Consider the following 13,150-nt stretch of genomic DNA (forward strand, 5'->3'; position numbering starts at 1 on the left):
CGGTAAGTACGCCGCAGAAGATATTGCGCCGTAAGGCCTTGCAGCATCATGGCTGCGCCCTGTTCGAAGCTCAATGCGTCCGGCAGCCTGACCAGCCGGTCGGCCGGCATGTTGCGTTCGCAGGCGTAGGCGCCAAGCGGACCGCCCGCATAGGCAACCCGGTCGCCGACTGCCAGCTCGGTCACGCCGGGGCCGATGGCCTCAATGGTGCCCGCGCCTTCCAGGCCGATACCTGACGGCATCGGCACTGGATACATCCCACACCGGTGGTAGGTGTCGATGTAGTTCAGTCCCACCGCCTCCTGGCGCAGACGAACCTCGCCTTCACCCAACTCGGGCAGAGGGACTTTGCTCCACTCGAGAACCTCTGGGCCACCAGTTTCACGAAAAACGATTGCGTGGGTCATTCACTTGTCTCCTGTCGAGGTATGTTTGTTGTTCAACGCGCGCTTTCGTTGAGGCGCTGTTCCTTCGCGTCCACCACGCAGACTGCGGTGATGTTGACCAGACGACGTACGGTCGCCGACGGCGTCAGGATGTGCACCGGCAGCGCTGCTCCAAGCAGAATCGGGCCGACCGACACGCCATCGCCGTTGGCGATCTTCATCAGGTTGAAAGAGATGTTGGCAGCGTCAAGGTTCGGCATTACCAGCAGGTTGGCCTCGCCAGACAAGGTCGAGTCGGGGTGGACCCGGTCGCGGATCTCCGGTGCCAACGCGGCATCGCCGTGCATCTCGCCATCGCATTCGAGGTCTGGCTGGGCGACGCGCAACAGGTCGCGCGCGGCGCGCATCTTGCGCGCCGAGGCTGACGTGGAACTGCCGAAATTCGAATGAGACAACAGCGCGGCACGTGGTTCGACGCCGAAGCGACGCAACTCCTCGGCCGCCATCTGCGTAATCTGAGCCACCTGCTCAGCATCCGGATTTTCGTTCACGTAGGGGTCGCTGATCGCCAGCATGCGTTTGGGCAGCAACAGCAGGTTCATGGCCGCGAAGAGCTTAGCCCCCTTGGCAAGACCAATGACATCCTCGACCTGCTTGAGATGGTAATCATAGGTGCCGTAGGTGCCACATACCAGCGCGTCGGCATCGCCACGGCGCAGCAGCATGCAGCCAATCAGCGTGGTATCGCGGCGCATCTTGGCCTTCGCGATCTCCGGCGTGATGCCGTCGCGGCACATCAGGCGGTAATACTCGTTCCACAGTTCGCGATAGCGCGGGTCGGACTCGGGATTCACGATCTCGAAGTCCCGCTCGGGCACCAGGTTGAGGCCGATCTTCTGGATGCGCATTTCGATGACGCTGGGCCGGCCGATCAGAATCGGCCGCGCGAGCTGCTCGTCGATCACGACGCGCACTGCGTGCAGCACCCGCTCATCTTCGCCCTCGGCAAAGAGCACCCGCTTGTGCTCGGGAGGAAGCGCCTTGGCGGCGTTGAACACCGGCTTCATGATGATGCCGGACTGGTAAACGAAATCTGTCAGGTTTGCGACATAGGCCTCGAAGTCCTCGATCGGACGGGTAGCCACGCCGGAATCCATCGCGGCCTTGGCGACCGCCGGCGCGATCTTGACGATCAGGCGCGGGTCGAAAGGCTTGGGAATGATGTAGTCCGGTCCGAAGCTCAGCTCCGCTCCGCCGTAGGCCGAGGCCACGATGTCGCTCTGCTCGGCCTGGGCCAGTTCGGCAATCGCCTTCACGCAGGCAAGCTTCATCTCCTCGGTGATCTTGGTCGCGCCGACGTCAAGCGCGCCACGGAAGATGAACGGGAAGCACAACACGTTGTTGACCTGGTTCGGATAGTCCGAACGGCCGGTGGCGATGATGCAGTCAGGCCGCACCTTCTTGGCGTCGTCCGGCAGGATTTCGGGGTTGGGGTTGGCCAGCGCGAAGATCAGCGGCCGGTCGGCCATCTTCGCGACCATCTCCGGCTTGAGCACACCCGCGGTCGACAGGCCGAGGAAGACGTCGGCACCCTCGATGACCTCGGCCAGCGTGGTCGCGTCGGTCTGTTGCGCATAGCGGGCCTTGTTGGGCTCCATGTTCGCGTCGCGGCCAACGCGGATGACGCCGCGCGAATCGCACACATAGACGTTCTCCCGCTTCAATCCGAGGCCGACCATCACGTCGAGGCAGGCAATCGCCGCCGCACCCGCACCGGAACAAACGAGCTTCACCTCACCGATGTTCTTGCCGACGATCTTCAGGCCGTTGATGAGACCAGCCGCCGAAATGATCGCGGTACCGTGCTGATCATCGTGGAACACGGGGATATTCATGCGCTCGCGCAGCTTCTGTTCGATGTAGAAGCACTCCGGCGCCTTGATGTCCTCGAGGTTGATACCGCCGAGAGTCGGCTCGAGCGAGGCGATGATGTCGATCAACTTGTCAGGATCAAGCTCGTTGAGCTCGATATCGAACACATCGATGTTGGCGAACTTCTTGAACAGGCACCCCTTGCCCTCCATGACCGGCTTGGAGGCGAGCGGGCCGATGTTGCCAAGACCGAGCACCGCGGTGCCGTTCGTGACCACCGCAACCAGGTTGCCGCGCGAAGTCAGCTCGTGCGCCTGAGCCGGGTCTGCGACGATCGCATCGCACGCAGCCGCGACACCTGGCGAATACGCCAGGGCGAGGTCACGTTGGTTGGTCAAGCCCTTGGTCGGCACGACCGAAATCTTCCCCCGGGTCGGAGCGCGGTGATAGTCGAGTGCTGCGGCGATGAAGTCCTGGTCCATGCTGTTTCTCCCCCTCTCGGAGCATATCTGAATGTCTGGAGCGCACACGGCAACGATTCGTCGTCGCGGCACACTACCGAAAGGACTGCAACGTTCTTGTTTGGTGCCGGGCATGGTCGCCCTGCATTCGTGGCGGTCTGCGGACCCGCGCTGACGCGTCGGCCCTCAATACGGCAGATTGTGAAGTTTATCCCACCGATGGCCACTTCGCAGTAACCGCGACGCGATGATCTTTGCGTGGTTCGCGGCCTATCGCACCGGTTTTTTGGCACAATCACGCCTGTCATCGTTGCGGGGAGCATTCATGCGCAGGGTCGTTTTCAACCAGAAGGGCGGCGTAGGCAAGTCCACCATTACCTGCAATCTGGCCGCAATCAGCGCGCACAGTGGTCTGCGTACGCTGGTGATCGACCTCGACCCGCAGGGCAACTCCACCCACTACCTGCTCGGTCGCCCGGGCGCGGAGTTGGAGAACACGCTGGCAGACTTCTTCGACCAGACGCTGCATTTCAAGCTCAGTCCCAAGGAAACCGCCGAGTTCGTCGTCGAAACCCCCTTTGCCGGTCTGCACGTTATGCCCTCGCATCCGGATCTTGAAGATCTGCAGGGCAAGCTCGAATCGCGCTACAAGATCTACAAGTTGCGCGACGCTCTGGACGAGCTGGCCGAAGACTACGACCTGATCTATATCGACACACCGCCAGCGCTGAATTTCTACACGCGTTCAGCACTGATCGCCGCAAATGGCTGCCTGATCCCGTTCGATTGTGACGATTTCTCCCGCCGCGCGCTGTATTCACTGCTCGAAAACGTGCAGGAGATCCGCGCCGATCACAATCGCGAGCTCGAGGTCGAGGGCATCGTGGTCAATCAGTACCAGCCGCGCGCCAGCCTGCCGCAAAAAGTGGTTCGGGAACTCATCGAGGAAGGCCTGCCGGTGCTCGAGCCCTATCTGTCGTCGTCGGTGAAGATCAAGGAATCACACGAGCACTCCAAGCCGATGATCCACCTCGACGCAAGGCACAAGCTCTCGCAGGAATACCTCGCCCTGCACGACACCCTCGCGCGCAAATACGGCACCTGAGGAAGCGCTGCGGGGTGCATTTGGCGGCGCACCTCATCCGGTCTCGCCGCAACACGGTGCGTTTCGCTTCGCTCAACGCACCCTATGAGTCTGCGGCCCGTTGAGAGCCATAGAGTGTGTTGAGCCGCAAGCGAAACGCACCGGACTGCCCCCACGGACAAACGGGTTTGCTCAACAAGCCTCGAGCTTGGCCACCGCCAACAGCAACCACTTGAGCCCCGCCGACCCGAAGTTCACCTGAACCCGCGCGTCCGCGCCGCCGCCCTCGGCGGCAACGATGACGCCCTGGCCGAATCTTGCATGCTTCACCTGTTGCCCGACGCGCAAGCCGCCAAGGTCGCGGGAGGGCTGTGCCGGCGACGGCGCTGCCGCCACGCGCGGCGAACGTGAGGGTTCGAAATAACCCCCGAATCCCGCGCCGCGCCCACGAGCGCTCGGCACCGACAACCACTTGGTGAGCCCCTCCGGAATCTCCTCGAGAAAGCGCGAACGCAGGTTATAGCGTACCTGCCCGTGAAGCATCCGGCTTTGCGCGAAGGACAGATACAGACGCTCGCGCGCCCGGGTCACCGCGACATACATCAGGCGGCGCTCCTCCTCGAGCCCGTCGCGCTCGAGGATGCTGTTTTCGTGCGGAAACAGCCCCTCCTCCAGACCGGTCAGGAACACCGCGTCGAACTCCAGGCCCTTGGCCGAATGCACCGTCATCAACTGCACCGCCTCGGTGCCGGCATCGGCCTGGTGCTCGCCCGCCTCGAGCGAAGCATGGGCCAGGAAGTCGGCGAGCAGCGCATGAGGCTGGGCCAGCGCTTCGCCGTCTGCGCCCATCTCGGCGACGAAATTTGCCGCCGCGTTGATCAGCTCGTCAAGGTTCTCGAGCCGCTCCTGACCTTCCTTGTCGCTCTTGTAATGCGCACGCAGGCCGGAGGCATCGAGCACATGGTCGACCAGCTCGGGGAGTGGCAACTCACGGGTGTCGCGCCGCATATCCTCTATCAGGCGCACGAACTGCCCCAGCACCGTACCCGGCTTGCCCGCAAGATGCGGCACGCTGGCGTAGAGGCTGCCCTGCCAGGTTCTGGCGGCGTCCTGCAACACTTCGAGTGAGCGGGCACCGATTCCGCGCGTAGGGAAGTTCACCACCCTTGCGAAGGCGGTGTCATCGTCCGGGTTCGCGATCAGCCGCAGATACGCCAGCGCGTGCTTGATCTCTTGCCGCTCGAAGAACCGCAGGCCACCATAGACCCGGTAGGGGATGCCTGACGAGAACAGCTGATGCTCGAGCACCCGCGACTGCGCATTGGAACGGTAAAGCAAGGCTATATCGGCACGGCTCATGCCGTCGCGCACCAGAGACTGGATCTCCTCGACCACCCAGCGCGCCTCGTCGCCGTCGTTGAAGGCCTCGAACACTCGCAGCGGTTCGCCGCTGCCCCGCTCAGTCCATAGACTCTTGCCGAGACGGTCGGTGTTGTGACGGATGATCGCGTTGGCGGCATCCAGAATGTTGCCCCAGGAGCGGTAGTTCTGCTCCAGACGGATGACGTTGCTGACCTTGAACTCACGCTCGAAGTCCCGCATGTTGCCAACCTCTGCACCGCGGAAGCGGTAGATCGACTGGTCATCGTCACCCACACAGAACAGCCAGGCGCCACCATCGCGCCCCTCGTCGGCGAGCAGCTTGAGCCAGCGATACTGCAGGCGATTGGTGTCCTGAAACTCATCGACCAGAATGTGCCGGAAGCGCTGCTGGTAGTGGCGGCGCAGCGGCTCGTTGCGCTCGAGCAATTCGTAGCTCCTGAGCAGCAACTCCGCAAAATCCACAACAGACTCGCGCTGGCACTGTGCTTCATACTCGGTGTAAAGCTCGACACGGCGCCGAGTGTAGTCGTCCCAGACATCAACCGCATGCGGGCGGTGACCGGCTTCCTTCTGGGCATTGATGAAGTGCTGCAGGTCGCGCGGCGGGAACTTCTCGTCATCGACGTTCAGCGTTTTGAGCATGCGCTTGATGGCGGCGAGCTGATCGGCGCTGTCGAGGATCTGGAACAACTGGGGCAAGCCTGCTTCGCGGTGATGGGTACGCAGCAGGCGGTTGCACAAACCGTGAAAGGTTCCCATCCAGATGCTGCGCGCGTTGTGCCCGAGTCCGGCCGGGAGCATGGTCGACAGCCGGGCCAGCATCTCGCGCGAGGCCTTGTTTGTGAAGGTGACCGCAAGAATGCCCTGAGGGCTGACCTGACCGGTCTGAATCAACCAGGCGATCCGGGTTGTCAGCACGCGGGTCTTGCCGGAGCCCGCCCCGGCCAGCACCAGCGCGTGCTGCGGCGGAAGGGTGACGGCGAGTAGTTGTTCGGGATTGAGATTTGCCAGCAGGTCAGACATCAGGAGAATCCATTTGCACAGCCGCCGATTCTATCCGCTTCGGGCCCACATGATCTCGCCATCGGCTGAGGCAAGCTTTGTTGCACCGATGCAACAAGTGTGCGATCGAGGTTGAGTTCACTGGCAAGTTGCTCTAGTTTTTAGATTGTGCATTGCAACAATCTGAGGAACTTTTTAACAGAAATCAGATTCTGAAGTGCGTATATTCAGTAACATCGTGCGAACGCTGCAATGCGCAACAGAGAGCCCGCAACACGACCCACAAGGCCAAATTGCGGTTTGTAAGGCCGACCGGCCAACAGGAGAATTGACATGAAAACCCCGAAACTTCTTCCGTGGTACGCCCGCAAGGCCGGGGTATCGATTGAGCGCGCCGAGAGCCTGTGGCGCAAAGCGGTACGTGAAGCCACCGAGCGCACCGGCTGGGTTGGCAACGCCGAGTATTGGGGCGAGGCGATGAATACCTTCCGCACCCTGCTGGGCGAAGAAAGGTCCACGCTCTGCACCCCCAGCGTCTCGCCCTTCGTCCGCACCCAGAACCGCATTTGGCGGCTGCCGCTGAACGCCATGGAAGACATGTGCGTCGCGCTCGCCGCCAACTGGCAGAAGCAGATCGGCGAACCGCGCAAGGCGGCCTGACTTGCATGGGACGCGTCTGACGCGTTCCACAACGACTCCCTCCTCTCCTCCATTGGAGATTGAGCATCCGGGCAGGCCCGGGTGCTCTTTTTTTGGTCGAAACAGTCGCACCCCATCTCCACGACCCCGGCACGCTATAATCCCGCGTTTATCAGCTTCGAGCGCCGTCGCCGACCATGCAGGAAAAATACGCCCCCGCCGAGATCGAAACCGCCGCCCAGCAGCAGTGGGAGCAGAGCGAGTCCTTTCGCGTCACCGAAGACGCGTCCCGGCCCAAGTACTACTGCCTGAGCATGTTTCCTTACCCCTCGGGCAAGCTGCACATGGGGCATGTGCGCAACTACACCATTGGCGATGTGCTCGCGCGCCACTACCGGATGCGCGGATTCAACGTACTCCAGCCGATGGGCTGGGACGCCTTCGGCATGCCGGCCGAGAACGCCGCCATCCAGAACAACGTCCCCCCGGCGAAGTGGACCTACGCCAACATCGACTACATGAAGGGGCAGCTGAAGCGGCTCGGCTTCGCCATCGACTGGTCCCGCGAACTCGCGACCTGCAAACCCGACTACTACCGCTGGGAGCAATGGCTGTTTACCCGCCTGTTTGAGAAAGGCCTGATCTACAAGAAGCTAGGCACGGTCAACTGGGACCCGGTGGACGAAACCGTTCTGGCCAACGAGCAGGTCATCGACGGTCGCGGCTGGCGCAGCGGCGCGCTGGTGGAAAAGCGCGAGATCCCCATGTACTACATGAAGATCACCGCCTATGCCGACGAACTGCTCGATGCACTCGACGGCATGCCCAATTGGCCGGAACAGGTCAAGACCATGCAGCGCAACTGGATCGGCCGTTCCGAGGGCGTCGAGATCCACTTCCCCTATGACTTGACGACGGTGGGCGAATCCGGCGTGCTCAAGGTGTTCACCACCCGTGCCGACACGCTGATGGGCGCGACCTATGTCGCGGTCGCCGCCGAGCACCCTCTCGCCACCCTCGCCGCACATGACGACCCGGATCTCGCCGCCTTCATCGAAGAATGCAAGCGCGGCGGCGTAGCCGAGGCCGACCTCGCGACCATGGAAAAGAAAGGCATGCCCACCCGCCTGCGTGTGGAGCATCCGCTGACCGGCGAGTTCATGCCGGTTTGGGTCGCAAACTATGTGCTGATGGGCTACGGCGAAGGCGCCGTGATGGCGGTGCCGGCGCACGACGAGCGCGATTTTGCCTTCGCCAGCAAGTACAGGCTGCCGATCAAGATGGTGGTGCGCTCGACCCGCGACGCCTACGCAGACACTGTCGCCCCGTGGCAGGATGCGTACGCCGAACAGGGAAAACTGGTCAATTCAGGCAAGTACGACGGTCTGCACTTCCAGGACGCGGTCGACGCGATCGCCACCGATCTCGAAGCCAAGGGACTCGGCGCCAAACGCACCCAGTACCGCTTGCGCGACTGGGGCATCTCCCGCCAGCGGTACTGGGGCTGCCCGATCCCAATGATCCACTGCGACGATTGCGGCGACGTGCCGGTACCGGACGAGCAGCTGCCTGTGGTGCTGCCCGAGAACGTCGAAGTCACTGGCCGAGGCTCGCCGTTGGCCAAGATGCCGTCATTCTACGAATGCAGCTGTCCGAAATGCGGCAAACCGGCCCGACGCGAAACCGACACCATGGACACCTTTGTCGAGTCGTCCTGGTATTTCCTGCGCTACGCCTGCGCCGACAGCGCAACCGCGATGGTCGATGAGCGGGTCAACTACTGGGCACCGGTCGATCAGTACATCGGCGGCATCGAACACGCCATCCTGCATCTCCTCTATTCACGCTTCTTCACCCGGGCGATGCGTGACTGCGGCCTGGTTCAGGCCAGCGAACCCTTCACCAACCTGCTGACCCAGGGCATGGTAGTCGCCGAGACGTATTACCGCGACGGCGAAGGTGGTCGCAAACAGTGGATCAACCCCGCCGACGTTGATGTCGACCGTGACGACAAGGGCCGTATCGTCGCCGCCCGGCTCAAGGCCGACGGCCAGGCAGTCACTATCGGCGGCATCGAGAAGATGGCCAAATCGAAGAACAACGGCGTCGACCCACAGGCCCTGGTGGACCAGTACGGCGCCGATACCGCGCGTTTCTTCATCATCTTCGCCGCTCCGCCGGACCAACAGCTCGAATGGTCGGACTCCGGGGTCGAGGGTGCGTCGCGCTTCCTGCGCCGGGTGTGGAACTTCGGCCATGCTTACCACAGCGAGATGCTGCCCTTGCTCGCCGCCAGCGCGGTCACGGTGGACAGCCTGCCGCCGGCACTCGCCGATGTACGCCGTGAAATCCACCTCCATCTCAAACAGGCGAACTACGACTTCGCCAAGCACCAGTTCAACACGGTCGCCTCGGCCGCGATGAAGATCCTCAACGCCCTCGAGCGCGCCCCGCGAGCCGAGGCAGCCGCCCACGCGGCGCTCGCACGCGAAGGTTTCGGCATTCTGGTGCGCCTGTTGGCGCCGATCACCCCGCACATCGCCCAGGCCTTGTGGCAGGACTGCGGTTTTGGCAACGACATCCTCGACGCACCCTGGCCCGAGCCGCTGGAAGCCGCGATGAAGCAGGACGAAATCGAGCTCATGGTGCAGATCAACGGCAAGTTGCGAGGCAGCATCAAGGTTGCCGCCGACGCTTCAAAGCCCGCCATCGAGGCGGTCGCGCTCGCGTCCGAGGCCGCGACCAAGTTTGCCGAGGGGAAACCGCCACGCAAAGTCATCGTCGTACCGGGCCGTCTCGTGAACATCGTGGTCTGAATCAACGGCGCTCCAGGGAGAAGCCAATGTCACGCCGCACCTTCATCGCCTCGTTCCTCGCCCTCCAGGCCGCCGTCGTGCTGTCCGGTTGCGGCTTCCAGCTGCGGGGCGCGCAGCCGCTGCCTTTCGACAGCCTTTACGTTGGCGCGGATCTCACGACCCCATTCGGTGCCGCACTGCGCCAGCAGATTGCCGCCGGTGCGGACACCCGGGTGGTCGCCGATGCCGGGGAAGCCGATGCCCGGCTGGAAATCCTGCGCAACAACCGCTCGCGCGACATCCTCTCGCTGACCGGCGCCGGGCGGGTACGCGAGTACCAGCTCACCCAGACCGTGGTCTTCCGTGTCATCGACCGCGGCGGAAACGAGTTGCTACCACCCTCGTCGGTCACGGTTCGACGGGAATACAACTTCGACGACGATCAGATCATCGCTCGCGAGCAGGAGGAAGCGCTGCTGATCCGCGACATGGAAGAGGACATCGTCCAGCAGATGCTCCGGCGCATGGCCGCAATTCGCTCGTGAGCCTGCGGCCGGACCAGCTTCACTCCCATCTGCAGAAGGGCATCGCGCCACTCTACGTGCTGCATGGCAACGAACCCTTGCTGGTGCTCGAGGCGGCCGACGCGATCCGCGCTGCAGCCCGCGACCAGGGCTTCACCGAGCGCGAAACCTTCGTCGTCGGCCAAGGCTTTCGCTGGAACGAACTCAGCGCCGCAGCCGGCAACCTGTCGCTGTTCGGCGACCGCAAACTCATCGACCTGCGCATCCCGACCGGCAAACCGGGACGTGACGGCGGCGAGGCACTGCAGCGCTATGTCGCCACCCTGGACTCGGCAACCGTCACACTGATCACGCTGCCGGAGATCGACTGGGCCACCCGCAAGACTGCCTGGTTCAAGGCGCTGATCGAGGCAGGCGTCACCCTCGAGCTCAACGCACCCGAGCGCGAACAACTACCGCAATGGATCGCACAGCGCCTGTCCCGCCAGAACCAACGGGCACCGGAGGAAGCCCTGCGCTTCATCGCCGAGCATGTCGAAGGCAACCTGCTGGCTGCACACCAGGAAATCCTCAAGCTTGGCCTGCTTCACCCCGAGGGCGAGCTCACTCTGGCCGACGTCGAGCAGGCGGTACTCAACGTTGCCCGCTACGACATCGACAAGCTTCGCCAGGCGATTCTCGAAGGCGACCCCGCACGCTGCATCCGCCTGCTCGAAGGCCTGGAGGGCGAAGGCACCGCCCCCCCTCTGGTCCTTTGGGCGCTGGCCAACGAAATCCGCATCCTGGCCTCGCTGCGCTCCGGCCTCGACGCCGGACAACCGCTCGCGCAGCTGATGCGCGCCGAGCGCATCTTCGATGACCGCCGCAAACAGGCAATCCAGCGCGCCCTTCCCCGCCTCGCGCTGCCTGCACTACGCGCCGCACTTCTGCACGCCGCGAAGATCGACCGTCTGATCAAGGGTCTTGGCGAGGGCCGGGTATGGGACGAGTTCCAGTTGCTTGCGCTCCGCGTGGCGCGTCGGAGCTGAGGACAACGGTGCGTTTCGGCTTCGCCTCTACGCACCCTATGACGGATTGGCGACCGGACAACGACACCTGATGTCATAGGGTGTGTTGAGCATAGCGAAACGCACCGCCCGAGGCTGATAGAATTGAGAAATCTTAGCGCTACGGCCAAACATTTCATGGACATCCAGACCTACATGCAGCAACTCGGCCAGCAAGCCCGTGCGGCCTCGCGCTTGATGGCGGCCGCCTCGACCGAGGCCAAGAACAACGCTCTGCTCGCCATCGCGCGCCTGATTCGCGAGCGCAGTGACACCCTGCTCTCAGCCAATCGCGCCGATCTTGAGCAGGCCCGTGCTGATGGGCTCGAAGCCGCACTGATCGACCGGCTCACGCTCAATGAAAAAGGCGTCGCCGCAATGGCCGAGGGGCTCGAGCAGATCGCGGCCTTGCCTGACCCGGTGGGCGAGATCAACAACGTCAAACGCCGCCCCTCGGGCATTCAGGTCGGTCACATGCGCGTGCCGCTCGGCGTCATCGGCATCATTTACGAGGCGCGTCCCAACGTCACCGCCGATGCTGCCGCGCTGTGCCTGAAATCCGGCAACGCAGCAATCCTGCGTGGCGGCAAGGAGGCCCTGCACTGCAACCAGGCCATCGCCGCCTGCGTGCGCGACGGATTGCTCGAAGCAGGACTACCCGAGGCGGCAGTGCAGGTCATCGACACCACCGACCGCGCCGCGGTCGGCCACCTGATCACCATGGACGCCTTCGTCGACGTCATCGTGCCGCGCGGGGGCAAGGGGCTGATCGAGCGCATCTCACGCGAAGCGCGGGTGCCGGTGATCAAGCACCTCGACGGCAACTGCCATGTCTATGTCGACGGCGAGGCCGATCCAGCCAAGGTGCTGCCCATCGTCGAGAACGCCAAGACCCAGCGTTACGGCACCTGCAACACCGCAGAATCCCTGCTGGTGGATGCCTCGGTCGCCGCGCGCTACCTGCCCGATATCGGCCGCATGTTCGCCTCCAAGGAAGTGGAGATGCGCACCTGCGACCGCGCGGGCGCCATCCTGCGCGAAGCCGCGATCGCAGGCGCGCGCATCGTCGCTGCCACCGAGGACGACTGGCGCGATGAGTACCTGGCCCCGATCATCGCGATCCGGGTCGTGGACGGGCTGGACGAAGCCATCGCGCACATCAACACCTACAGCTCCGGCCACACCGAAGCCATCGTCAGCGAAAACTATACCCGCGCAATGCGTTTCCTGCGCGAGGTCGATTCCTCATCGGTCATCATCAACGCCTCGACGCGCTTCGCAGACGGCTTCGAATACGGTCTCGGCGCCGAGATCGGCATCTCCACCGACAAGATCCACGCCCGCGGTCCGGTCGGTCTCGAAGGGCTGACCAGCCAGAAATGGATCGTCTTCGGCAACGGCGAGATCCGCCGCTGAAGCAGGTCAGGCGCTCGGTCGGCACGAACCCGACGATACCGTTATCGCCGGAGGTGCTGGCCGAGCTCGACGCCTTCGGCGATGCCCTCTGGCTGGAGGACGGTCTATCCAGAAATACGCTCGCCGGTTACCGCAGTGACCTCGCGTTGTTCGCAGGCTGGCTGGCCGGTCGAAACCTCCAGCTTCAGGACGCTGCCAGCGATGACCTCGCTGCCTATCTGTCCGAGTTCGCCCGTCGCTCCCGCCCCGCAAGCCAGCGCCGACTGATGTCGGCTTGGCGCCGCTACTACCGGCGCCTGCTGGAACAGGGGCGTATCCGCGAAGACCCGACCATTCTGCTCGACCCGCCGGCGCGCGGTGAGCGCTTCCCCAAAACGCTCACCGAAACCCAGGTTGAAGCCCTGCTCGACTCGCCCGACACCGACACCCCGGGCGGCCTGCGAGATCGCGCCATGCTCGAGGTCCTTTACGCCACCGGCCTGCGGGTTTCAGAACTCGTCGGGCTGGCGATGTTCTCGATGAGTCTGAACGAGGGGCTGGTG

The 13,150-nt window shown here is 63.4% G+C and carries 10 protein-coding genes; 7 read left to right on the forward strand and 3 right to left on the reverse strand.

Features of this window, described 5'->3' with window-relative positions; genetic code table 11:
• On the reverse strand, positions 1-407 hold a 407-nt coding region (locus GPA21_RS15445), incomplete at its 3' end, for an alcohol dehydrogenase catalytic domain-containing protein (RefSeq protein ID WP_168989024.1).
• Between the two features lie 32 nt (positions 408-439).
• The gene (locus GPA21_RS15450; RefSeq protein ID WP_168989025.1) at positions 440-2,740 is read right to left on the reverse strand and encodes an NADP-dependent malic enzyme; all 2,301 of its coding nucleotides are present in this window, start codon (positions 2,738-2,740) and stop codon (positions 440-442) included.
• A 304-nt stretch (positions 2,741-3,044) separates the two neighbouring features.
• Between GPA21_RS15450 and GPA21_RS15455 the strand changes: the two genes are divergently transcribed.
• Complete coding sequence (locus GPA21_RS15455; protein WP_168989026.1) at positions 3,045-3,824, forward strand: ParA family protein; 780 nt, start codon at positions 3,045-3,047, stop codon at positions 3,822-3,824.
• Positions 3,825-3,995: 171 nt separating this feature from the next.
• Here the strand turns inward: GPA21_RS15455 and GPA21_RS15460 are convergent, their stop codons facing one another.
• Complete coding sequence (locus GPA21_RS15460) at positions 3,996-6,209, reverse strand: UvrD-helicase domain-containing protein (RefSeq protein ID WP_168989027.1); 2,214 nt, start codon at positions 6,207-6,209, stop codon at positions 3,996-3,998.
• Positions 6,210-6,521: 312 nt separating this feature from the next.
• On the opposite strand from GPA21_RS15460, the gene GPA21_RS15465 reads away from it, so the two are divergent.
• The 6 genes from GPA21_RS15465 to GPA21_RS15490 all read left to right on the forward strand — a co-directional run.
• Positions 6,522-6,848, forward strand: coding sequence for a hypothetical protein (locus GPA21_RS15465; RefSeq protein WP_168989028.1), 327 nt, complete (start codon positions 6,522-6,524; stop codon positions 6,846-6,848).
• A gap of 176 nt (positions 6,849-7,024) precedes the next feature.
• Positions 7,025-9,643, forward strand: coding sequence for a leucine--tRNA ligase (leuS, locus tag GPA21_RS15470; RefSeq protein ID WP_168989029.1), 2,619 nt, complete (start codon positions 7,025-7,027; stop codon positions 9,641-9,643).
• A gap of 26 nt (positions 9,644-9,669) precedes the next feature.
• Positions 9,670-10,167 (forward strand): LPS-assembly lipoprotein LptE, encoded by a 498-nt coding sequence (locus tag GPA21_RS15475; RefSeq protein WP_168989030.1) that lies wholly within the window; start codon positions 9,670-9,672, stop codon positions 10,165-10,167.
• Positions 10,164-11,174 carry a DNA polymerase III subunit delta gene (gene holA / locus GPA21_RS15480; RefSeq protein ID WP_168989031.1) on the forward strand — a complete coding sequence of 337 codons (1,011 nt, stop codon included), beginning with the start codon at positions 10,164-10,166 and terminating at the stop codon, positions 11,172-11,174. The genes GPA21_RS15475 and holA overlap by 4 nt, the downstream gene beginning before the upstream one ends.
• A gap of 156 nt (positions 11,175-11,330) precedes the next feature.
• Positions 11,331-12,608, forward strand: coding sequence for a glutamate-5-semialdehyde dehydrogenase (locus tag GPA21_RS15485; protein WP_168989032.1), 1,278 nt, complete (start codon positions 11,331-11,333; stop codon positions 12,606-12,608).
• On the forward strand, positions 12,572-13,150 hold a 579-nt coding region (locus tag GPA21_RS15490), incomplete at its 3' end, for a site-specific integrase (RefSeq protein WP_168989033.1). The genes GPA21_RS15485 and GPA21_RS15490, both read left to right, overlap by 37 nt.

It is taken from the genome of Azoarcus taiwanensis, assembly GCF_012910885.1.
In the GTDB taxonomy this organism is placed as follows: domain Bacteria; phylum Pseudomonadota; class Gammaproteobacteria; order Burkholderiales; family Rhodocyclaceae; genus Azoarcus_F; species Azoarcus_F taiwanensis.

What these genes read in the sequence shown, in the direction of transcription:
- GPA21_RS15460 (WP_168989027.1), bottom strand. Translation starts at nt 6,209, where the DNA reads ATGTCTGACCTGCTGGCAAATCTCAATCCCGAACAACTACTCGCCGTC.
- GPA21_RS15465 (WP_168989028.1), top strand. Translation starts at nt 6,522, where the DNA reads ATGAAAACCCCGAAACTTCTTCCGTGGTACGCCCGCAAGGCCGGGGTA.
- GPA21_RS15475 (WP_168989030.1), top strand. Translation starts at nt 9,670, where the DNA reads ATGTCACGCCGCACCTTCATCGCCTCGTTCCTCGCCCTCCAGGCCGCC.
- GPA21_RS15485 (WP_168989032.1), top strand. Translation starts at nt 11,331, where the DNA reads ATGGACATCCAGACCTACATGCAGCAACTCGGCCAGCAAGCCCGTGCG.
- GPA21_RS15450 (WP_168989025.1), bottom strand. Translation starts at nt 2,740, where the DNA reads ATGGACCAGGACTTCATCGCCGCAGCACTCGACTATCACCGCGCTCCG.
- leuS (WP_168989029.1), top strand. Translation starts at nt 7,025, where the DNA reads ATGCAGGAAAAATACGCCCCCGCCGAGATCGAAACCGCCGCCCAGCAG.
- GPA21_RS15455 (WP_168989026.1), top strand. Translation starts at nt 3,045, where the DNA reads ATGCGCAGGGTCGTTTTCAACCAGAAGGGCGGCGTAGGCAAGTCCACC.